General features: G+C 63.4%; 21 protein-coding genes. 12 read left to right on the top strand and 9 right to left on the bottom strand.

Annotated features, from left to right (window positions below; genetic code table 11):
• Positions 1-74: 74 nt before the first annotated feature.
• The gene (locus tag AC0L2Y_RS06815; RefSeq protein WP_352492584.1) at positions 75-743 is read right to left on the bottom strand and encodes a glutathione S-transferase family protein; all 669 of its coding nucleotides are present in this window, start codon (positions 741-743) and stop codon (positions 75-77) included.
• Between the two features lie 146 nt (positions 744-889).
• On the opposite strand from AC0L2Y_RS06815, the gene AC0L2Y_RS06810 reads away from it, so the two are divergent.
• Complete coding sequence (locus tag AC0L2Y_RS06810; protein ID WP_254820647.1) at positions 890-1,069, top strand: CsbD family protein; 180 nt, start codon at positions 890-892, stop codon at positions 1,067-1,069.
• Between the two features lie 65 nt (positions 1,070-1,134).
• On the opposite strand, the gene AC0L2Y_RS06805 is transcribed toward AC0L2Y_RS06810, so the two are convergent.
• Positions 1,135-2,265, bottom strand: coding sequence for a metallophosphoesterase (locus AC0L2Y_RS06805; protein WP_473554779.1), 1,131 nt, complete (start codon positions 2,263-2,265; stop codon positions 1,135-1,137).
• Positions 2,266-2,384: 119 nt separating this feature from the next.
• On the opposite strand from AC0L2Y_RS06805, the gene AC0L2Y_RS06800 reads away from it, so the two are divergent.
• Positions 2,385-2,978, top strand: coding sequence for a hypothetical protein (locus tag AC0L2Y_RS06800; protein ID WP_473554778.1), 594 nt, complete (start codon positions 2,385-2,387; stop codon positions 2,976-2,978).
• 49 nt (positions 2,979-3,027) lie between these two features.
• Here AC0L2Y_RS06800 and AC0L2Y_RS06795 read toward each other — a convergent pair whose 3' ends face one another.
• Complete coding sequence (locus AC0L2Y_RS06795; RefSeq protein WP_473554776.1) at positions 3,028-3,639, bottom strand: LmrA/YxaF family transcription factor; 612 nt, start codon at positions 3,637-3,639, stop codon at positions 3,028-3,030.
• A 150-nt stretch (positions 3,640-3,789) separates the two neighbouring features.
• Here AC0L2Y_RS06795 and AC0L2Y_RS06790 point away from each other — a divergent pair, with 150 nt between their 5' ends.
• Complete coding sequence (locus AC0L2Y_RS06790; protein ID WP_473554773.1) at positions 3,790-4,587, top strand: NIPSNAP family protein; 798 nt, start codon at positions 3,790-3,792, stop codon at positions 4,585-4,587.
• A 43-nt stretch (positions 4,588-4,630) separates the two neighbouring features.
• Here the strand turns inward: AC0L2Y_RS06790 and AC0L2Y_RS06785 are convergent, their stop codons facing one another.
• From AC0L2Y_RS06785 to choX, 3 genes are read right to left on the bottom strand one after another with little or no spacing between them, the layout of a single operon-like run.
• The gene (locus tag AC0L2Y_RS06785) at positions 4,631-6,079 is read right to left on the bottom strand and encodes an amidase (RefSeq protein ID WP_473554771.1); all 1,449 of its coding nucleotides are present in this window, start codon (positions 6,077-6,079) and stop codon (positions 4,631-4,633) included.
• On the bottom strand, positions 6,076-6,927 hold the full coding sequence (locus AC0L2Y_RS06780; protein WP_473554769.1) for an alpha/beta fold hydrolase: 852 nt from the start codon (positions 6,925-6,927) through the stop codon (positions 6,076-6,078). Before AC0L2Y_RS06780 ends, AC0L2Y_RS06785 begins: the two co-directional genes overlap by 4 nt.
• Positions 6,924-7,859 (bottom strand): choline ABC transporter substrate-binding protein, encoded by a 936-nt coding sequence (choX, locus tag AC0L2Y_RS06775; RefSeq protein WP_473554767.1) that lies wholly within the window; start codon positions 7,857-7,859, stop codon positions 6,924-6,926. Before choX ends, AC0L2Y_RS06780 begins: the two co-directional genes overlap by 4 nt.
• A gap of 123 nt (positions 7,860-7,982) precedes the next feature.
• Here choX and betI point away from each other — a divergent pair, with 123 nt between their 5' ends.
• The 5 genes from betI (at position 7,983) to AC0L2Y_RS06750 (ending at position 12,217) form a co-directional block, all read left to right on the top strand.
• Positions 7,983-8,585 carry a choline-binding transcriptional repressor BetI gene (gene betI / locus AC0L2Y_RS06770; RefSeq protein WP_473554766.1) on the top strand — a complete coding sequence of 201 codons (603 nt, stop codon included), beginning with the start codon at positions 7,983-7,985 and terminating at the stop codon, positions 8,583-8,585.
• Between the two features lie 102 nt (positions 8,586-8,687).
• Positions 8,688-9,446, top strand: coding sequence for an SDR family NAD(P)-dependent oxidoreductase (locus AC0L2Y_RS06765; RefSeq protein WP_473554764.1), 759 nt, complete (start codon positions 8,688-8,690; stop codon positions 9,444-9,446).
• A gap of 266 nt (positions 9,447-9,712) precedes the next feature.
• Positions 9,713-11,110, top strand: coding sequence for a class II fumarate hydratase (gene fumC / locus AC0L2Y_RS06760; protein ID WP_473554763.1), 1,398 nt, complete (start codon positions 9,713-9,715; stop codon positions 11,108-11,110).
• Positions 11,111-11,237: 127 nt separating this feature from the next.
• Entirely contained in the window at positions 11,238-11,672 is a 435-nt protein-coding gene (locus AC0L2Y_RS06755; protein WP_473554762.1) for a DoxX family protein, read from the top strand.
• A gap of 119 nt (positions 11,673-11,791) precedes the next feature.
• Positions 11,792-12,217: a DoxX family protein gene (locus AC0L2Y_RS06750; protein WP_473554759.1), complete on the top strand. Its 426-nt coding sequence runs from the start codon at positions 11,792-11,794 to the stop codon at positions 12,215-12,217.
• A 262-nt stretch (positions 12,218-12,479) separates the two neighbouring features.
• Here AC0L2Y_RS06750 and ppx read toward each other — a convergent pair whose 3' ends face one another.
• On the bottom strand, positions 12,480-14,012 hold the full coding sequence (gene ppx, locus AC0L2Y_RS06745; RefSeq protein ID WP_473554757.1) for an exopolyphosphatase: 1,533 nt from the start codon (positions 14,010-14,012) through the stop codon (positions 12,480-12,482).
• The gene (locus AC0L2Y_RS06740) at positions 14,012-16,213 is read right to left on the bottom strand and encodes an RNA degradosome polyphosphate kinase (protein WP_473554755.1); all 2,202 of its coding nucleotides are present in this window, start codon (positions 16,211-16,213) and stop codon (positions 14,012-14,014) included. Before AC0L2Y_RS06740 ends, ppx begins: the two co-directional genes overlap by 1 nt.
• Positions 16,214-16,362: 149 nt before the next feature.
• On the opposite strand from AC0L2Y_RS06740, the gene AC0L2Y_RS06735 reads away from it, so the two are divergent.
• Both AC0L2Y_RS06735 and AC0L2Y_RS06730 read left to right on the top strand, forming a co-directional pair.
• On the top strand, positions 16,363-16,608 hold the full coding sequence (locus AC0L2Y_RS06735; RefSeq protein WP_023677627.1) for a zinc-finger domain-containing protein: 246 nt from the start codon (positions 16,363-16,365) through the stop codon (positions 16,606-16,608).
• A gap of 19 nt (positions 16,609-16,627) precedes the next feature.
• Complete coding sequence (locus AC0L2Y_RS06730; RefSeq protein WP_473554752.1) at positions 16,628-17,866, top strand: FAD-dependent monooxygenase; 1,239 nt, start codon at positions 16,628-16,630, stop codon at positions 17,864-17,866.
• 67 nt (positions 17,867-17,933) lie between these two features.
• Here the strand turns inward: AC0L2Y_RS06730 and AC0L2Y_RS06725 are convergent, their stop codons facing one another.
• On the bottom strand, positions 17,934-18,605 hold the full coding sequence (locus tag AC0L2Y_RS06725; RefSeq protein ID WP_473554828.1) for a TIGR02117 family protein: 672 nt from the start codon (positions 18,603-18,605) through the stop codon (positions 17,934-17,936).
• A 104-nt stretch (positions 18,606-18,709) separates the two neighbouring features.
• Here AC0L2Y_RS06725 and AC0L2Y_RS06720 point away from each other — a divergent pair, with 104 nt between their 5' ends.
• Entirely contained in the window at positions 18,710-18,973 is a 264-nt protein-coding gene (locus AC0L2Y_RS06720) for a metal-sensing transcriptional repressor (RefSeq protein ID WP_352492603.1), read from the top strand.
• On the top strand, positions 18,970-19,992 hold the full coding sequence (locus AC0L2Y_RS06715; RefSeq protein ID WP_473554750.1) for a cation diffusion facilitator family transporter: 1,023 nt from the start codon (positions 18,970-18,972) through the stop codon (positions 19,990-19,992). The genes AC0L2Y_RS06720 and AC0L2Y_RS06715 overlap by 4 nt, the downstream gene beginning before the upstream one ends.
• The last annotated feature ends 21 nt before the right edge of the window (positions 19,993-20,013 follow it).

Raw genomic sequence — 20,013 nt, 5'->3', positions numbered from 1 at the left:
TCCAAAACCCCTGCCCGATCTTCAGATAGGCCGCGGGCCGCGAAGTGGAAGACCAGCTTGCCGGTTGCTCGGCTCTATTCGTCTGGGCCGGGCTCCGGCCAAGGCTCTTTCGCCGCCTCGGCATACCAGTGCTGCATCGCCGGCATCGAAAGCACGGCGTCGACATAGGCGCGGGTATCGGTTGCCAGCGTGCCACCATAGGTTTCGAAGCGGGTGACGACCGGCGCGTACATGGCGTCGGCCGCGGTGAAATGGCCAAACAGGAACGGCCCGCCTTTGCCGTGCTTTTCGCGGCATTGCCGCCACAGATCCTCGATGCGCGCCCGTTGCGTCTCACCTTCGGCGTCGAGCGGCTTATGGCCTTTTGGCCGGCGCAAATTCATCGGCCAGCCATAGCGGACCTCGCGAAAGCCCGAATGCATCTCTGTCGCCGCCGAGCGGGCCAGCGCGCGGGCGCCGATGTCGGCCGGCCAGAGCTTTTTCTCGGGAAACAGCTCGGCAAGATATTCAAGGATGGCAAGGGTTTCCCAGACGATCCGGACCTCGCCAGTCGCCAGCCGATGGTTCAGCACCGGCACCTGGCCGGTCGGCGAGATCCTGGCCAGATTGGCCGCGGTCTCGGGCGTGCGCAGGCGCACAAGACCTTCCTCGAACGGGATCTCCAGATGCTTCATCGCCAGCCATGGCCTCAGCGACCAGGACGAGAAGCATTTGTTGCCGATGAAGAGCGTGAATTCAGCCATTGTCCCTCCGGCCCTGTCTGTTCGGGCTTCTCGCGCACCCTATCCTGTCGGCTTCGCGGCCGGAAGCTATCCCAATCGACGGGCAGAACCCGGAACCTAAGCGATCCGCGACCGTTTCTCCAGGCGAACGGTTCAGGAGATGCGAGATGGTGAACAAGGATCAGGTTGCCGGCGTTGCCAAGCAAGCCAAGGGCTCGGTCAAGCAGACCGCCGGCAAGGCCACCGGCAACAGGCGCACCGAGGCCGAAGGCGACGTCGACAAGGCCACCGGCAAGATGCAGAAGGCTTACGGCGACGTGAAGGACAAGGTGAAGAAGGCGCTTTGACGCCGACCCTTTGCAAACCAGGAAAAAGGCGGCTCGGCCGCCTTTTTTGCGCCCTCTCCTGCCCGTCAGAAAGTCAGGCTTTTGCTGTACGCATTGGTGAAGATGACCTCGCCATGATCTCCGGCGGCTTCGCCCAGCACCACGTCCATGCTGTTGCCGGTCACCCTAGCCAAGGCAAAGCCGCCCATGAAGGCGGCCTTCGGCTTGAACAAATCGAGCCCGTCACGGTGGTAGATCATCGGCGTTGCGTGCTGGTGGCCATGGAAGATGCCGACGACGTTGTAACCCTTCAGCACAGCCAGCAGCGCCTGCCTGTCGGCTTCGCTCCACCAGTGCGGCGGACCCTTGCCGCCGTCGTCGAAGGTTTTCTCGGCGGCGTCCCATCTTTCGATCGAAAAAGTATCCCAGCCATAATGCTGGAACAGGATGACAGGGCGGCCGTCGCCGGCATAAGTCGCCAGGTCCTGCTTCAGCCATGGCAGGCTGCTGACGGCGCCATGGCCGGTATCGCCGGCAAAACGGTGCGTCTGGACAAGATGCAGACCGCCCCAATCCCATGAATAGCAATCGGTCCCGACATCGTAGTCGGTCGCCGGCGCGGGTGGCTTGAAGAACACGCCGGGGCGGTGGTTGACCTCGACATAGTCGCGCATTTCGCGGCGGTACCAGTCGACATGCGAGCGCGGGCCGTTCTGGTCGAGGTCGTGGTTGCCGAGGCCGACATAGACCGGCATGTGCACGCGGTCGGGGCCTACGCCTTGCTGGTAGCGCTGGCTGAACTGAAGCAGCTGCGTGCCCTCGCTGGGCTGGGTGATCTGGCCGCCGCCATCATCGGTGATGTCGCCGCCGACGACGAGGCCGAGCGGCGCGCCGATTTTGCCCGTCGAGCGCAGGCTGGTGGCAACGCCATCGATTTCAGCCGGCCATTGCCTGTCGCCGACGCCGTTGAGTGCGGCGACATTGCGCAGCAAGGCAGCGTCGGTCTTGCCCTCCTGCTCGCAGTGCGGGCTCAATCCGTTCGCCATGCGGCAGGCATGGACATCGGCGATAAACAGGAAGGTGGCGTCGATCGGCGGGATGCGCTGCCCGGTCTGGCCGAAGGCCGGGCGCGAAACGGCGCCGGCAGCGGCAACGGCCGCTGCCTTCATCAGGAAGCTGCGCCGGGAGACCGGGCGGGCGGGAATGCGATGCATCATGCGCTAAAATTCAGCACGACGCGGACCGGCAGTCCAGTTGCTCGCAAAGTATGTCGACACGTTCTCCCAGGTCTGGCATTGCTTTCGGCATTCAACTTGCGCGGGCAGAGGAGGACGCCATGAAAACTGCACCCATCGGCATGACAATGGCCATTCTGGCGGTGACGAGCGCAGCGCATGGCGCCGAGTGCATCGACGCCAAATCGGCCAAGGCCGGCTTCATTCTCGAAAGGCCTGGCATCCACAGCGAATTTCGTCCGGCGGCGGGCGGAATGGTTGCCGTGGCCAACAAATACCAGTCGCAATCGCCGCAGTCGCAGTACCTGTTCGGCGGGCTGATCGAAGTGTTTCGCGACAGCAGCACGGGGCAGCTGGCGATGATCCCGTTTTCCGATCTCAGGAAAGTGTTCCCGCTGAGGGCGGGTGCCAAGAGCAAGATCATGTTTGCCCGTCTCGCACCGAACAAGCCGCCGAAGGGTACCGAGACGCTCGAGATCAACGTCAAGGGCAAGGAGACGTTCAGCCTGGGCGAATGCAAATACCCCGTGCTCGCGGTCAAGCAGACGATCAGGAGCGAGGCCGGCGAAACGCGGGACGAATTTACCGCGCTTTACGCACCCGACCTGCAGGCAGTTGTGGCCAGGCGCTATGACGAGGGCACCAGTGCCGAAAGCGTGGTCGGCTACGAGCTGATCAAGCCGCTGCCGAATTAAGAGCTCGGCCTCCCCGCCTCGGTCATAGTGAGCGACTGCCCTACCGGCGTCAAAGGGCTCTGTGCAGTATCCTGTTACGTCGCCTCGTTCCTGTTTTGGACGACATAACTCCCTGCTCCAACGCCATCAGGCAGTCGCGCAGCACGCTTGCGTCCTGTGCGGTCTTGGCCATCGACATGGCGCCGGAATAGCTGGCGACAGCTAGCGCTGCGAAGCGCTGCGGATCGGTGCCCAGCTCCCGGCCCGCCTGCTGGTCGGCGCTGATCTTGTCGGCGATCGCCTGACGCCAGACCGAAAAAATGCCGGCAAGGGCAATGCGGAAATCCGGATCGGCAAGCGACAGTTCATGCGCCAGGTTGTTGAGCGGGCAACCGCGCACGAAACTCTGCCGCTCCAGCTCCGCCGCGACGGCCGCGAATACGGAGCGCACACCCTCGCGCGCTGAGGGAGCTATCCGCATCGGCTCGATCCATGTCTCTTCTACCGCTGCGGCGACCCGCTCCTCGATCACTGCAAGCGCCAGCGCCTTCTTGGTCGCGAAATGATGGTGCAGCGCGCCGCCGGTGACGCCAGCCGTCGCCATCAGGTCGCCCATGCTGGACGCATGATAGCCGCGTGCCTGAAACGCCGCTTCGGCGACGTCGAGCACCTTTTTGCGCATGCCTTCGGGGTCGTTGGTGCGTTTTTGAGCCCGCGACTTTGAGCGGGCGGTTAGCTCTGCTGACATTTTCACACGATAGCAGATTGACAAAACAGGACAACCGGTCTGTTTTGTAAAACAGGATGGCTGTCCTGTTTTGGAGATCGAGCGATGAACCTGCCTTTGAACGCCGCGCCTAAATCCGATCTGCTCGCCTCGCCCGTTGTCGAACTCAGGCAATACACACTGAAACCCGGCCGGCGCGAGACGCTGATCGGTGTCTTCGACAATCAGCTGATCGAGGGCCAGGAAACCGCGGGAATGACGATCATCGGCCAGTTCCGCGATCTCGACCGGCCGGACATGTTCGTCTGGCTGCGCGGCTTCGACGGCATGGAAGCGCGGAAAAACGCTCTGACCGCCTTCTATGACGGGCCGGTCTGGGCTGCCTGGCGCGACGCCGCCAACGCCACGATGATCGATTCTGACGACGTGCTGCTGCTGAAGCCGGCCTGGCCAGGCGCCGGCCTAGACCTCTCTGGATCGCAACGATTACCCCAGGCGGACCTCGAAAAACCGAGCGCAGGCAGCGATTTGCAGGCAATTGTTGTCATCAGGATTCATCATTTGCAACCGGGCCTGGAGGCTCGTTTCGCCAGGGATTTCCAGACCGGGGCTCTTCCGGTGCTTGCCGCACTTGGCGCAAGGCCGCTCGCCGCCTTTGTCACCGAGCATGCCGAAAACAGCTTTCCGCGACTGCCGGTGCGAACCGGCGAAAACGTCTTCATCAGCATCACGGGTTTCGACAGCACCGAAGCCCATGCCCGCCATGAGGCAGCCTTGGCTGCCTCCCCGGAGTGGCAGGCATTCGAGCAGACCGCACAGCGGCAATTGGCCAGGCCCGTGGAGGTTCTGCGCCTGGCGCCGACGTCGCAATCACTGCTCGGGCAGCACCCAATTTCGGTATGAACCAACATCGTCGACGCCTCCTACGTCGCGGGAGCCTCCTGGTTCACGCCTGAAAATGTCTGGCATGGATGGCTTGGTAACGCGCCGCCCATGCGGTTGCCTGCTCGAGGTCAAGCGAGACGCGAAGCAGCCGGTGATCCTCGTTCTTGCGGCCAATAAGCTGGATGCCAATCGGCAGGCCACCTTTCGACTGGAAAAGCGGCAGGCTGGCGGAGGGTTGCCCGGTGACGTTGAAGATTTCGGTGAAGGGCGCAAAGCCGTAGGCCCGGCTCGCCCAAGCCTCGTAGTCGAAGACAGCACCATCGCCATGGATGGCGCCAAGCCGGGGCGGCAGGTCGGCCGTCGTCGGCGTCATAATCAGGTCGAAGGCATCGAATGCCCTCGCCATCGCCAGCGAAGCGCTGTGCACATGGTCCTGCGCCCTCAGATAATCGGCGGCCGAGGACCGCCGGAAACAGTCGAGCGCGTGACGAGTCAGGCTTTCGATTTCGCCGGCCCCCGGCATCCGCCCGATCTCGTCGGCGCGCTCGTCAACCAGCCGCGCGACCTCCGACATCCAGAAGATGCTCCAGTCCGCTTCGGTGCTGGCTTCCCGCGGGAAACGCGCCTCTGTGACCTCGTGCCCCCTGTCCTCGAGGAGGATCATGGCTTCCTGGAATTTTGCCCCGATCTCGGACGCGACGGGCATGCCATCCGGCCGGTGCGCCAGACACGCGACGCGCAGACGCTCGCCGGGGGAAGACAGCCAATCCAGGTAGGACGGCACCGATTTGGACACGGAGTAAGGCGCTCCTTGTTCTGGACCGGCAGTCATGTCCAGCATGGCGGCGCTGTCCCGAACGGTGCGGGACAGGACGTTCTCGGCGTAGAGCCCGGCACCGACCTGACCTCGACACGGGCCGACAGGCGTCAGCCCGCGCGACGGCTTCATGCCGAACACGCCGCAACAGGCGGCCGGCACCCGGATAGAGCCGCCAATATCGGAACCGTGGGCGACCGGCACCATGCCGCTTGCCACCGCGGCAGCAGCTCCGCCGCTTGAGCCGCCCGCCGTCAGCGACGGATCCCAGGGGTTCAAGGTGGGGCCGCGAAAGCTGGCTTCGGTCACGAAGTCGTTGGCGAATTCCGGCGTGTTTGTCTTGCCCAGCAAGATCAGACCGGCGGCCCGCCAGCGCCGGACGATCTCGCTGTCGGGCTTCGGCGCGGCGTCCTTGAAGTAGAGCGACGAGTGCGTCGTCGGCCACTCCCGCACATTGACGCCGGTGTCCTTGACCAGGAAAGGAATGCCGGCGAGTGCCGCCTGCCGGTTGCAGCTTGCCGCGCCGGAAAGCGCCCGGTCCGCATCGATCAGCGTCACGGCATTGATAGCGGGATTGATGCTTCCGATCGCCTCGATAGCCGCCTCGACGACCTCGATAGGCGACAGTTCGCCCGAGCGAACATGCCCGGCCAGGGCGACGGCATCCAGCGCCATGTATTCGGAAAGGTTCATGACCGGTCCCAGCCCGGATTGCCGGTCGCTTCGAGGTCGGCTTCACTCCAGACCTTGAAATATCGGGCGATGGCCGCCGCAACCAATGCCGGATCCTCCCAGTGCGGATTGTGTCCGCATCGCGCCGCGCTCACGCTCGCGGCGCCAGGGATTTCTTCGAGGAGCCGCTGCTGGTGTGTTTCGTCGAAGAGCAGGTCGCACCCGCCGGCAATGACAAGCGCCGGCAGGCGCAGTATGCGCGCCTTGTCGGTCAGATCGATGCGCCGAACCTGCTCCAGGATTGCGCGCCAAAGAGCCGCCGGCATCGCTGACGCCTCCTTTGCAGCCATGGTCAAAAAGTCCGCTGGAACCTCCGCCTCGCAGGCATGCCAATAGTCATAGAACGGATCGGCCGGCGATATCGGATCTCGAAGCGCCCGCACACCAATGGTCATCGGGTGGTCCTCACCGATCTGCGGCCGCAGCGTTCCGGCCATCAGCACAAGGCCGCCGATCATCTCGGGGTAGCTCGCGGCTGCCTCGATCGCCACCATGCTGCCCAGGGAATGCCCGACCAGAACCGGCCGCTTGAGCCGCAATCGCTCGATCAAACCCGCCACATCTTCTGCGAAATCCGCCGGGGCGAAGCCGCGTGTCCCGGCCGGCGAGGCGCCATGCCCGCGCAGGTCTGGAATGACAAGCCGGCGCCCGGCGAGATGCGGCGCCAGCAAGGAGAAGCTGCGGCTCGTGTCGGAGAAGCCGTGCACCAGCACCAGCGCGGGCTCCTGCCCGGCGATTTCGACGCAGGCCGTTTCAGCACCGACGTTGCGCTTGCGGCCGTTCCAGCCCGCCTGATCGGCCGATATCACAGGCCGAGCTGCTGCTTGACTGCGTCGAATGCGGGCTTGCCATCGAATGTGGTGACACCGGCCAGCCAGGCGCCGAGCCTATCCGGATTCTCCTTGACCGCCTTCAGGCCGGCTTCCTCCGGCTTCATACCGTCATTGATGAGATAGCCCATGCCGAGGTTTTCGAAATCGATATCGAAGGCGAGGTTCTTCAGCAACTGCCCGACATTGGGGCATTGCTGCAGATAGCCCTTGCGCACCTGCGTCGTCACCGTCGCGGCGCCGAAGTTCGGGCCGTAGAACTTGTCGCCGCCGCTCAGATATTTGAAGTCGTACATCGTGTTCATCGGATGCGGCGCCCAGCCCTGGAAGACGATGAAGCGCTTTTCCTTGATCTCGTAGCCGACCTCGGAAAGCATGCCGGCTTCACTCGATTCGACGACCTGCCAGCCATCGAGGCCGAGCGACTTATCAGCGATGGCGTCCATCATCAGCTGGTTGGAGCCCGGCTCGATGCCGTACATCTTCCTGCCGAACTTGTCGGCGAACTTTTGCAGGTCGGCAAAATCCTTGACGCCGGCCTCCCAGACGTAAGTCGGCACGGCAAAGGTGTATTTGGCGCCGACGAGATTGACGCGCACATCGTCTACCGAGCCGTCCTTCTTATAGGGCTCGTAGTAGGTGATCATCGCCGGATCCCAATAGCCAAGGAACACGTCCAAATCATTATTCTTCAAGGATTCATAGATGACGTTGATGCCCAGAAGCGAGCTTGCCGGCTTGTAGCCGAGCGCATCGAGCAAGACGCTGGTGACGCCGGTGGTGAAGGCAAGGTCGTTCCATCCAGGCTCGGCCATGCGCACGATCTTGCATTGCTCGGGTTCACCTGCAAAGGCCGGCTGGCTAGCCAGCAGGACGCAGAGCGAGGCGCCCATTCCAAGGCTACGAAGCATTTCGGTTCTCCTCATTTCACCAACGATGTTGACCATCTGGTTTTTAAATTGTCCCACCGGTCAATTGTTGATCTCAGCGGACGAAAATGTCAACGTCGGTTCTCGATGCATGGATCCAGGCTCGTGAAACTCAAGCGTCTCAGCGACATACGCCGCAAAGAGCTGCGGCAGGCTGCCTTTGCCGTGCTTCAGCGCGAAGGCATAGCTGGGGCGACCATAGAAAAGGTGGCGGCACAGGCCGGCGCGTCGAAGGGCATCGTGCTGCATTACTTCAGCAGCAAGCGGGAACTATTCGAGCACGCCATGCGAGAATCGAACCTGGTGCTGCGGCATGCGGTGGTCGAGCGGCTGAGACAGGCGCGCACGCCAATGCAACGAATAGATGCCATCATCGAAGGCAATTTCGAGCCGCATCTTTTCCAGCCGTCCCTCTGCCATGCCTGGCTTTCGCTTTGCGCGGAGGTGCCGCGCGACGAAAAGCTTGCCCGCATCCAGAAGGTGATCCATGCGCGCATGCGGTCCAACCTGCTATCCGGCCTGCGCGGTCTGGCGCCGGCGCGCGATGCTGACGAGATCGCTTTCGGAGTAACCGCCCTGATCGACGGGCTGTGGTTGCGGCTTGGCTTGCAGCCCGGCAGCGTTACGCGTGAACAGGCCATTCATCAGGTCAAGGATTTCGTCGCTACGCGGCTGGCTGTTCGGCGCGGTGCAGCCGCTGCCGAATAGACACGCGCATCAGCCGAAAGTTCATATTGTAGGATAGGCCGGCGGCTTGACCACAATTGCCAACGGCGCTGTTCTCCGTATCAGACAAGACGGGAGTGTTGGATGAGACTGGGCGGCAAACGGGCACTGGTCACCGGCGGCTCGGACGGGATCGGGCTGGCAATCGCCGAGGCGTTTTTGCGCGAAGGCGCGGACGTGCTGATCGTCGGCCGCGACGGCAAAAAACTCGACGCCGCCCGCAAGCAGCTCGGGGACGGCGTCGAAACGCTGTCGGCCGATCTGTCGGCCAGCGCCGGCATCGATGCCGTGGTCGAGCATGTCAAACGCGGCCCACCTGTCGATATCCTCGTCAATAATGCCGGCGTGGCGTTCCTGGTGCCGTTCGAAACCGTCAGCGAGGACCAATTCCAGCAGTCCTTCGCACTCAACGTCACGGCCGTATTCTTCCTCACTCAGCGGCTGTTGCCGCATCTCGCGCCGGGCGCGGCTTCGGTGATCAACATCTCGTCCTATTTCGCGCACAAGATGATCCCGAAGCGGCCATCCAGCCTCTATTCGCTGTCGAAGGGCGCGCTCAATTCGCTGACCAGGTCGCTCGCTTTCGAGCTCGGGCCGCGCGGCATAAGGGTGAACGCCATCGCGCCCGGCACGGTCGACACGGCGATGCGGCGCAGGTCGATCGAAAACCTGCCGGAAGCCGCGCAAGCCGAGCTCAAGGCCTATGTCGAGCGCAGCTATCCGCTCGGCCGCATCGGCCGGACCAGCGACCTTGCCGGCATCGCGGTCTATCTCGCAAGCGACGAAGCGGCATGGACCAGCGGTGGTGTATTTGCTGTGGATGGAGGGTACACGGCGGGTTGAGGAGTTGCTTGTCTCCCCCCTCGAGGGGGAGATGGCCGGCAGGCCAGAGGGGGTCGCCGCGCGTCGAGTGCCAGCCTGTTCTGCCCGTTAGCAGAGTCGCGTCAAGACGTACCGACCCCCTCTGTCGCCTTCGGCGACATCTCCCCCTCAAGGGGGGAGATTGGGAGCGCTTCAACCGATTTGCATTCCCGTCACCCGCAATCTCCGCTTGAAGGCATTTGTGCAACGCGATACGCCGTTTGCAAATTGCAAACCGGAGAGACTTCGTGAGCGCGCCAGAGACCAGAACCGAAACCGATACGTTCGGTCCCATCGAGGTCGCCGCCGACCGCTATTGGGGCGCGCAGGCGCAGCGTTCGCTGGCTAATTTCAAGATCGGCTGGGAGAAACAGCCGGCCTCGATTGTGCGGGCGCTGGGCATCGTCAAGCGGGCGGCCGCCGAAGCCAATATGGAGCTGAAGCGGCTCGATCCGGCGATCGGCAAGGCCATTATCGAGGCCTCCCAGGAGGTCATCGACGGCAAGCTCAACGAGCATTTCCCGCTGGTCGTCTGGCAGACCGGCTCGGGCACCCAGTCCAACATGAACGCCAATGAGGTTATTTCCAACCGGGCGATCGAGCTGTTGGGCGGCGTCATGGGGTCGAAGAAGCCGGTGCATCCCAACGACCACGTCAATATGAGCCAGTCATCGAACGACACCTATCCGACCGCCATGCACATCGCCTGCGCCGAGCGCATCATCCACGACCTGCTGCCGGCGCTGAGACATTTGCATGCGGCACTCGAGGCCAAGACCAAGGCTTTCGCCCACATCGTCAAGATCGGCCGTACCCACACGCAGGACGCGACGCCGCTGACACTCGGCCAGGAATTCTCCGGTTATGCGGCGCAGGTCGCCTCGTCGGTCAAGCGCATCGAGATGACCCTGCCCGGCCTGCAGGAATTGGCACAGGGCGGCACCGCGGTCGGCACCGGCCTCAACGCGCCGGTTGGTTTTGCCGAAAAGGTGGCGGCGCGCATCGCCGCGATCACCGGCATCGATTTCGTCACCGCGCCGAACAAGTTCGAGGCGCTGGCCGCCCATGATTCCATGGTCTTCTCGCACGGCGCCATCAATGCCTGCGCGGCGGCGCTGTTCAAGATCGCCAACGACATCCGCCTGCTCGGCTCCGGCCCACGTTCGGGCCTCGGTGAATTGTCGCTGCCGGAAAACGAACCGGGCTCCTCGATCATGCCGGGCAAGGTCAATCCGACCCAATGCGAGGCCATGACGCAGGTTTGCGTGCAGGTGTTCGGCAACAACGCGGCGATCAGCTTCGCCGGCAGCCAGGGCCATTTCGAGCTCAACGTCTACAATCCGCTGATGGCCTATTGTTTCCTGCAATCGGTCCAGCTGCTGGCCGACGCTTCGGTGTCGTTTACCGACAATTGCGTCGTCGGCATCGAGGCCCGCGAAGACAACATCAAGGCAGCGCTCGACCGTTCGCTGATGCTGGTGACGGCGCTGGCGCCGACGATCGGCTACGACAACGCCGCCAAGATCGCCAAGGCGGCGCACAAGAACGGCACGACGCTGCGCGAGGAAGCGCTGGCCACCGGGCTGGTCAGCGAAGCCGATTATGAGCGGCTGGTGCGGCCGGAAGACATGACGCATCCAGGGTAAGTTGATCGCGAAAACGTTACCTCGGTGAACAATCCGTAACCAATCTGACGTCTTTGGTGAACAGTCGGCATGCGCTAACTGGACGGCTATCCCAAGTCTTTGGCCAAACCCTTCTGGAGAGTTACGCATGTCCACCAACACGTCCACCAACACTTCGTTTGCCGGTTCCGGCACCACCTCCAGCGCCTCGGGCACGATCCTGCTCGGCCGCATCCTGCTTTCTGTCATCTTCCTGCTTTCCGGCTTCGGCAAGCTGACGGCGATTGCCGGCACCGCCGGCTATTTCGGCAGCCTTGGCCTGCCGCTGCCGATGGTGACCGCCATCGTCGTCGGCCTGATCGAACTGCTTGGCGGGCTCGCCATCCTCGTCGGCTTCCAGACCCGGATCGTCGGCTGGGTGATGGCGATCTTCACCGTCGCCACCGCACTGGTCGCCCACACCGGCTGGGCCGATCAGATGCAGATGATCAATTTCATGAAGAACCTCGGCATTGCCGGCGGCTTCCTCGTGCTCGCCTCCTCGGGTCCAGGCGCGTATTCGATCGATGCCAAGCGCGGCTGAATCGGCCCAACTTTCCTGAAAAAAAGGGGCGCGGAATTTTCCGCGTCCCTTTTTCGTTGTCGGTTTATATCTGCTGGCTGGAACTCTGCTAGGATCGGCCGCCGATATCGGAGGAGACCATGCCTCGCAATGCGCTGCTCTTGCTGTCCCGGCTGCTGCTCGCCGCGCTGTTCGTGCCATCCGGCTTCCATGCGCTTGCCGATATCGCCGGCACATCGGGCTACTTCGCCGGCCTCGGCCTGCCGCTGCCGACGCTGGTGGCTTGGGCGACAGGCCTGTTCGAGCTGATCGCCGGGCTGCTCATCCTCGTCGGCTTCAAGACGCCGGTCGTGGCGCTGCTGCTTGCCGCCTTCTGCATCGCGACCGCCTTCATCGGTCATTACGGCCAGGGTGGCGACGACCCGACGCTGACCTTCATGCATTCACAGATGCTGATGAAGGACATCGCCATATCAGGCGGTTTTCTGGCGCTGGCAATGGCTGGCGCCGGAGCATGGTCGGCCGACGGGCGGGTGGCTGGAGCAATTGCTTCACGCAAAAGCTAGCGCTCGACTCGTCCGCCTGCGGAAGTCGGCGCCGCCCCTCATCTGCCTGCCGGCATCTTCTCCCCGTATAGTGACGGGGAGAAGGGGCTGGCCGCAACGTCGGCACCCTTTCTGCAACGCTGGAGATTAGCGAAATCCTTTGCGAAGGCGTCTTTCTCCCCGTCGCTATACGGGGAGAAATGCCCGGCAGGGCAATGAGGGGCGGCGCAAAACCTGAAACGATTGCTTGAGGCGGAGCAACGATTAAGTTGGCCGAGACAGCCTATTTGACAGAAACGCTCGGCCCGCCCTCGACCGCAAGCACCAGCCGGCGGTTGGTGACCCTTGCCAGCTGTGCCAGCCGACCGGCCGGCCGTTCGCCGTAAAGATCGGCCAGCGCTGCCGGCAGCACCAGCGCCAGCACGCCATTGCCGCGGTTTTCCCATTTCAGCCGCGGCATGACGCCGGGCATTGCCGCGCTCAGCAAATAGACGACGCGCAGCAGCGCGGCCAGCACGCGAGCCCGTTCGAGATAGCGCGGTGTCGCCAGCCCGCGGATTTCCGGAGCGGCTTCATTGAACACGCCCTCGTGGCGAAACAGGCTGACAAGCGCCAGGAAGGCGCGGCCGGGATGGTCGACGCCGATGAAGGAAGCGTGGGCGATGATGTTGAGCGATTGCTTGCCGCGATATTCGGGATGGGCGCGCCAGCCGATATCGGCGAGCAGGCAGGCGGCGTGGCGGTAGCGCGCCTCATCCCTGGTCTCGTCGATGCCGAAGGCGGCGAACGCCTTGCCGGTCCACTCGACAAGCTCATGCGCGTGGTCGACCGAGCGCGAGCGCAGGCGGGCAAGCTCTTCCGCCGCCGAGATCAGCGGATCGGCTTTCTGCTCGGCCTTGTCGAGCAGCGAATAGAGAAAGCCCTCGCGCACGCCCAGCGCCGACACGATGATCTTCGACGGCTGCATCGCCGCCATGATCTCCTGCAGCACGATGGCGCCATAGGGCAGCAGCGAGCGGCGGTTCTTGGAGATGCCCTCGATGCCTCTGATCTTGTCGATCTCGGCCCTGGCGACCTGCCGGAGGAAGTTCGCGGCGCTTTCGATGCCGATTTCGTAGTGATGCATGACGCCGAGCGGGTAGTTGGTCATTTCCATGTGCAGCCGGGCGAGATTTCGCCAGGTGCCGCCGACCGTGTAGAAGGCCCTGCCCTGCCCGCCCTTCAGCAATTTCGCCCGTGCCAGTTGCTCGCGCGTGATCCTTGCCGCCTGGGTCAGCGAGTTCTTCGCCATGTCCTGCAGGCGCAGCCCGCCCAACGGCAGCGTGATGCCGTCACCGATCGTCTCGCCGTCGATATCGATCAGTTCGAGGCTGCCGCCGCCAAGGTCGCCGGCGATGCCGTTGGCCGGGTGGAAACCGGAGATGACGCCGAGCGCCGAATAATGCGCTTCCTCGCGGCCGCTCAGCACCTGGATCTCGGTCTTGAGCACATCCTCGGCGCGGTGGATGAAGTCGGGGCCGTTGACGGCCTCGCGAGCGGCGGCGGTCGCCAGCACATATATGCGCTCGGCGCCGGCCTGGTCGGAAAGCGCGCGGAAGCGGCGGAACTCTTCCATCGAGCGCGTCACCGCCTCGGGATCGAGTTTTCCGGTCGAAACGATGCCACGGCCGAGGCCGGCCAGCATCTTTTCGTTGAACAGCAAGGTCGGCGAGCGCGCCAGCCCCTCATAGATGACAAGACGGATCGAATTCGACCCGATATCGATGATGGACAGCGGTCGGCGGTCCTGAAGCCGGCCCTGGGATGCTGAAATCATCAGCCCGTCGCTGCGTTCTGTTTCTTGCGGCGCTTGAACTGCGCGATGCGCTTGGGCGCATGCGACTTCAACGCATCGCCCCGTCCGGACAGGCTCGGATTGGTCATGAAATATTCCTGCGCGTTGAACGGTTCCTCGCCCTCCTCCAGCACGACGCGCCGGGAGGTTCCGTCAGCCAATACGTCGAAACTTTGCTGGTTGTCCATGATGTTGCCGAGCATGATCTGGCCGAGCACCTGCTCATGCACAGTTGGATTGGTGATCGGTACCATGGTCTCGACGCGGCGGTCGAGATTGCGTGGCATCAAATCGGCCGAGGAGATGTAGACGATCGCCCCGTCCGAGGGCAGGCCGTGGCCGTTGCCGAAGCAGTAGATGCGGCTGTGCTCTAGGAAACGCCCGACGATCGACTTCACCCTGATGTTCTCCGACAGGCCGGGCACCTGCGGTCTCAGGCAGCAGATGCCGCGCACCACGAGATCGATCTCGACGCCGGCGCGGCTGGCATCGTAGAGCGCATCGATGACGATCGGGTCGACCAAGGCATTCATCTTCATCCAGATGCGGGCCGGTCTGCCCTCCAGCGCGTGGCTGATCTCGTCCGAAATGTGCTGGAGGATGCGGTCGCGCAGCGTGAACGGCGAGATGGCCAGCCGCATCTGCTCGGCCGGCTCGGCATAGCCGGTGATGAAATTGAACAACTGGGCGACATCGCGCGCGATTGTCGGGTCGGTGGTGAAGAAGGACAGATCGGTGTAGATGCGGGCGGTGACCGGGTGGTAGTTGCCGGTGCCCAGATGCACGTAATTGCGCAGCCTGCCATCCTCGCGCCGCACCACCAGCGACATTTTCGCGTGGGTCTTCAGTTCGAGAAAGCCGAAGACGACCTGGACGCCGGCGCGCTCGAGGTCGCGGGCCCAGCGGATGTTGGCCTCCTCGTCGAAACGCGCCTTGAGCTCGACCAGTGCGGTCACCGACTTGCCGGCTTCCGCCGCATCGACCAAAGCCCGCACGATCGGGCTGTCGTTGGAGGTGCGATAGAGCGTCTGCTTGATCGCCACCACTTCCGGGTCGGCCATTGCCTGGCGCAAGAACTGCACCACGACGTCGAACGATTCGTAAGGGTGGTGGACGATGATGTCCTTCTCGCGGATAGCGGCAAAGCAATCGCCGCCATGCTCGCGGATGCGCTCCGGAAAGCGCGGATTGTAGGGGGTGAATTTCAGATCGTCGCGGGCGACGGCGACGATCTCCGAAATCTGGCTGAGCGCCAGCGGACCGGTGAGCACGCTGATGCGGCTTGCCGAGACGCCAAGCTCGCCGGCGACGAAGTCGCGCAATTCGGGCGGCATCAGCATGTCGAATTCGATACGGATGACGGAGCCGCGGCGTCGCCGCTTCAGCGCCGTCTCGAACAAGCGCACCAGATCCTCGGACTCTTCCTCGACCTCGATATCGCTGTCGCGGATGATACGGAACGTGCCGGAGCCCTTGACCTCATAGCCTGGGAACAGCTTGCCGATATAAAGGCCGACCGCCTCCTCGAGCGGGATGAAGCGGACATGGCGCTTGCGATCCGGCAAACGGATGAACCGCCTCAGCGCCATCGGCAGGCGCAAAAGCGCACTCATCTCCTCGCCGTTCTTGCGGTGGCGCAATTGCAGCGCCATCGAGAAACCGAGATTGGGAATGAACGGGAACGGATGCGCCGGATCGATCGACAACGGCGTCAGCACCGGAAATACCTGCTCCTGGAAATGGTCCTCCAGCCAGGCCTTCTCGTCCTTGCTCAGCGCCTCGCGAGTGATGCTCTCAATGCCTTCCTTGTCTAGCAGCAGCATCAGCGCCGAAAGGCTTTTTTGCTGGTCCTCCTGCAGGCGCTCGACCTCGCGCAGCAATTGTTCAAGCTGCTGCTCGGGCGTGCGTCCGTCCGGGCTCTTCAGCACGATGCCCTCGCGCACCTGGCCGGCGAGACCGGCGACGCGGACCATGAAGAACTCGTCGAGATTGGCGGCCGATATCGACAGGAAGCGAACACGCTCGAGCAGCGGATGATTGGCGTTCAGCGACTCTTCGAGCACGCGTCGGTTGAATTGCAGCCAGGAAAATTCGCGGTTGACGAAGCGGTCGGGGTTGCCGCCTTCGGGGCTCGCCGCCTCGACGGTGATGAATTCGTTCTGGACCGGCTTCAGTTCGTTCATGGTTTCCGCTCTTCCCACACCGTTCGACGACCACAGCCTTAACCGGCTTAACTTATCCTCTGACAGGCTTTTGCGACAGTTTCATTTCATCGATCTTGCAAAGAGACGGGTTATGATCCAGATGCAATCGACAAGATCAGGAGACGACGATGGCAGGCGGTTCCATTCCCCATTTCCAGAACGATGCGGGCTATCCGGCAATCGACATCGGCGTCAAGGAATTCATGTGCACCGGCGCCAATCCGCCTTTCGACCACCCGCATGTATTTCTCGACATGGGCGACGACAATGAAAAAGTCTGCCCCTACTGCTCGACGCTCTATCGCTATTCGCCGAAGCTGAAGGCATTGGAAACGCAGCCGCCGGGCTGCCTCTATCTCGACCAGGCCGCCTGATTCTTCCGCGACAAGCCTGATGCAGGAAACGCAGTCCCGGCAGGTGGTCATCGCCGGGGCGGGCGTCGCCGGGCTGACCGCAGCACTTGCCTTCGCCGAGCGCGGCTATCGGATAAAACTGTTCGAACAGGCGCAGCACCTCGAGGCTGCCGGCGCCGGTATCCAGCTTTCACCCAACGCGACGTGCATTCTTCGACAATTAGGCGTACTCGATCGGCTGCTGCCGACGGTGGTGCGCCCGGAGGCGGTCGTGCTCAAGGATGCCGCCACGCTGCGCGAGCTGGCGCGCGTACCGCTTGGCCAGGCGGCAGAAACGCGCTGGGGAGCGCCCTATCTCGTTGCCCACCGCGCCGATCTGCAGTCAGCGCTGATGCAGCGGATAGCCGAGCGGCCCGAGGTCGAGCTTGTCACCGGCGCCCGCGTCGGCAGCGTCGCCACCGGACCGAATGGCATCACCGCAATAGTCGAGGTTGCCGGCACGGCCATCGAAACGGAAGCATCGTTGCTGATCGGCGCGGATGGCGTCTGGTCGTCGGTGCGAGAAACGCTTGCCCGCAAGGCGGTCGAATTCGGTAGGAGCCGGTTTTCCGGCGAGCTTGCCTGGCGCGCCACGGTGGCCGCCGACAGCCCCGCCGGACAAACCTTTGCAGCGATCGGTGCGGCCGATTGCGTTAGCGCATTCCTCTATTCCGGATTCCATATGGTCGCCTATCCGGTCAGCCGTGGCACTGCCTTCAATTTCGCCGCCTTCACCAGGGGCAAGCGCATCGCCGAGGGCTGGTCGGGGCATGCCGACCCCGCCAGCCTCTCAAGCGCCATGCGCGGTACCGCGCCGGCGCTGGTCCGTCTGGCGAGCGAAGCGGCACCGTGGACGGCATGGCCGATCCACACTGTCGAGCAGCGGCGGTGGACGACGCCGCAAGGCATCGCGCTGATCGGCGATGCGGCGCACGCGATGACGCCGTTTGCCGCGCAGGGCGCGGCGATGGCGATCGAGGACGCGGCGACGCTTGCCGGCTTCGTTGCCGCTTCGCCGTCCGATCTTGAGGGGGCGCTTGCCGCCTGGGAACAGGCGCGGCGGCCGCGCGTCGCCCAGGTTGCCCGCCGCGGCGCCGTCAATCGCCTCGCCTGGCATGCGGCCGGGCCGGTGGCGATGGCCCGCAACCTGTTCCTGGCGATGCGCTCACCCGAAAAGCTCGCCGCCGATCTTGATTGGCTTTATGGCTGGCGGGCGCGCGAGTCTGGGGATCGGCGATGAAGCTCGATAGGCCGGCAGGACAGAGAGGGGCGCGAAGGATCGCGGCGTTGATCAGCCGGAACCCTCTTCAATTGTAAAGCCGCATCGACAGGCCGAGCGATGCCGGCAGCGGGTTCCACCAGCCGGTGCGCAGGCCGGCCGTGCGCAGCGCCGCCGCCGTCCAGGTGTTGCAGCCGATCAGCGCGTTGAAATCACCATTGGCTTCGAAGAAACGATCGAAACGGGAATAGGCCGCATTCTCGATCGGAATGGCTCCGTTCGGCCCCTGCTGGAAGCTTGCCGCAATGTAATCGAGCAGCGCCGTAAACCGCTCCTCGCCGATGTCGAAACCCGCGACTTCGGGATGCGGCTCGGCGATGTCGCCGGAAACGTCGACATGCATCACCGATGCATCGACCGTCAGCGCCTTCATCACCGGCACCGCCTTCAGCTCCGACCAGGTCGGCGTCTCCAGATAGAAAGCGCGGCCGCCCCAGCCGAAGGCGATGTAGCGGACCTCCGCCATGTCGACCGGAATGCCGGCATCGACCAGAAAGTGGAAGCGCCGGCGCACATCGTCGTCGACCGGGATGGCGATGTCGGTGTGGATCGGATTTTGCAGCACCAGGATACGGTGGCTTGCGCCGATCGGATCGGCAACGGCCGCCGGCCAGAGCGGGCGCGGCAGCAGCGTGCCCAGCGCTACCGCTAGCGCTATTGCAACGGCTAGCAGGCCAAGAAAACGGGCAAGCTTCTTCATGCGGAAGGCATAGAACAAGCAATGCTCAAGGTGAAGCCTCTCCGGAAGTTGCACAGCTGACTTAGAGCTTGACGCGTATCCTCCCCGGGAGGATATGCTGGGGCATGTCAGATCACCTCCACGCCTCGCATCCTTCCATCACAAAGCGCCTGAAGCGCGCGCAAGGCCACCTCGCGGCGGTGCTGGCCATGATCGAGGCGCATCGCCCTTGCGTTGATCTGGCGCAGCAGCTTCATGCCGTCGAAAAAGCGATCAGCAGCGCCAAGCGCGAGCTGATCAACGACCACATCGAGCATTGCCTGACGGACAGCGTGGAAACCGGCGGCAACTCGCTGGCGGAACTCAAGCAGCTGGCGAAGTATCTATGAATGCCATTGTAGCCCCCATTCTGGAATGGTTCGGGTTCGGCTCGCACGCCGCACATCATCATGGCGATCACGGTTCGCACGGCCACACCCATGGCGTCATCGATGCGACAATTGCCACCACCGACCGGGGTATCTGGGCAATCAAATGGTCGTTCGTGATCCTGGCCATCACCGCGGCGCTGCAGATGGTCGTCGTTGTGCTGTCGGGAAGTGTGGCGCTGCTGGCCGACACAATCCATAACATCGGCGATGCGACCACGGCGATCCCGCTATGGATTGCGTTCGTGCTGGCGCGGCGCAAGCCGTCGCGGACCTTCACCTATGGCTTGGGGCGGGTCGAGGATCTGGCCGGCATCACTATCGTGCTCATCATCCTGTTCAGCGCTGTTGTCGCCGCCTACCAGGCCATCGACAGGCTGATCAATCCGCAAGTGGTGACACACCTCGGCTGGCTGACGGCGGCGGGCATTGTCGGCTTCCTCGGCAACGAGGCGGTTGCCGTGTTCCGTATCCGCGTCGGCCGCGAAATCAACAGCGCGGCACTGATTGCCGACGGCTACCACGCCCGCACCGACGGACTTACCAGCCTTGCCGTGGTCATCGGAGCCATCGGCGTCTGGCTCGGCTTTTCCTTGGCCGACCCGATCGTCGGCCTGCTGATCACGATTGCGATCTTCGGTGTCGTCTGGCAATCGGCACGTTCGGTGCTGACCCGCATGCTGGATGGAATCGAACCCGGTGTGATGGACGAAATCCGACATGCCGCCGAGCATGTTCCGGGCGCACGCATTGTCGATGCCAAGGCGCGTTGGATCGGACACAGATTGCACGCCGACATCGCAATTGCCGCAGACGAAACCCTGTCGCTGTCGGATGCGAACAAGATCGCGGCAGCGCTGAAGGACGAACTGTCCCAGCATATGCCGGCCCTGGCTGAGGCGAATGTGCGGTTTTCAACGGAACGTGGAGAGAACGACCATCCTCACGAGCACACGCACGACCATGGCCACATGCACTGACGCTCGCCGATTTTCTGCTAG

The sequence above is a fragment of the Mesorhizobium sp. WSM4830 genome (assembly GCF_055811495.1).
This window is presented reverse-complemented; position numbering and strand designations above follow the sequence as displayed.

What these genes read in the sequence shown, in the direction of transcription:
- AC0L2Y_RS06755 (WP_473554762.1), top strand. Translation starts at nt 11,238, where the DNA reads ATGTCCACCAACACGTCCACCAACACTTCGTTTGCCGGTTCCGGCACC.
- AC0L2Y_RS06765 (WP_473554764.1), top strand. Translation starts at nt 8,688, where the DNA reads ATGAGACTGGGCGGCAAACGGGCACTGGTCACCGGCGGCTCGGACGGG.
- ppx (WP_473554757.1), bottom strand. Translation starts at nt 14,012, where the DNA reads ATGATTTCAGCATCCCAGGGCCGGCTTCAGGACCGCCGACCGCTGTCC.
- AC0L2Y_RS06740 (WP_473554755.1), bottom strand. Translation starts at nt 16,213, where the DNA reads ATGAACGAACTGAAGCCGGTCCAGAACGAATTCATCACCGTCGAGGCG.
- AC0L2Y_RS06815 (WP_352492584.1), bottom strand. Translation starts at nt 743, where the DNA reads ATGGCTGAATTCACGCTCTTCATCGGCAACAAATGCTTCTCGTCCTGG.
- AC0L2Y_RS06735 (WP_023677627.1), top strand. Translation starts at nt 16,363, where the DNA reads ATGGCAGGCGGTTCCATTCCCCATTTCCAGAACGATGCGGGCTATCCG.
- AC0L2Y_RS06730 (WP_473554752.1), top strand. Translation starts at nt 16,628, where the DNA reads ATGCAGGAAACGCAGTCCCGGCAGGTGGTCATCGCCGGGGCGGGCGTC.
- AC0L2Y_RS06805 (WP_473554779.1), bottom strand. Translation starts at nt 2,265, where the DNA reads ATGATGCATCGCATTCCCGCCCGCCCGGTCTCCCGGCGCAGCTTCCTG.
- AC0L2Y_RS06725 (WP_473554828.1), bottom strand. Translation starts at nt 18,605, where the DNA reads ATGAAGAAGCTTGCCCGTTTTCTTGGCCTGCTAGCCGTTGCAATAGCG.
- AC0L2Y_RS06750 (WP_473554759.1), top strand. Translation starts at nt 11,792, where the DNA reads ATGCCTCGCAATGCGCTGCTCTTGCTGTCCCGGCTGCTGCTCGCCGCG.
- AC0L2Y_RS06795 (WP_473554776.1), bottom strand. Translation starts at nt 3,639, where the DNA reads ATGCGCAAAAAGGTGCTCGACGTCGCCGAAGCGGCGTTTCAGGCACGC.
- AC0L2Y_RS06715 (WP_473554750.1), top strand. Translation starts at nt 18,970, where the DNA reads ATGAATGCCATTGTAGCCCCCATTCTGGAATGGTTCGGGTTCGGCTCG.
- AC0L2Y_RS06790 (WP_473554773.1), top strand. Translation starts at nt 3,790, where the DNA reads ATGAACCTGCCTTTGAACGCCGCGCCTAAATCCGATCTGCTCGCCTCG.
- AC0L2Y_RS06810 (WP_254820647.1), top strand. Translation starts at nt 890, where the DNA reads ATGGTGAACAAGGATCAGGTTGCCGGCGTTGCCAAGCAAGCCAAGGGC.
- choX (WP_473554767.1), bottom strand. Translation starts at nt 7,859, where the DNA reads ATGCTTCGTAGCCTTGGAATGGGCGCCTCGCTCTGCGTCCTGCTGGCT.
- AC0L2Y_RS06800 (WP_473554778.1), top strand. Translation starts at nt 2,385, where the DNA reads ATGAAAACTGCACCCATCGGCATGACAATGGCCATTCTGGCGGTGACG.
- AC0L2Y_RS06720 (WP_352492603.1), top strand. Translation starts at nt 18,710, where the DNA reads ATGTCAGATCACCTCCACGCCTCGCATCCTTCCATCACAAAGCGCCTG.
- AC0L2Y_RS06785 (WP_473554771.1), bottom strand. Translation starts at nt 6,079, where the DNA reads ATGAACCTTTCCGAATACATGGCGCTGGATGCCGTCGCCCTGGCCGGG.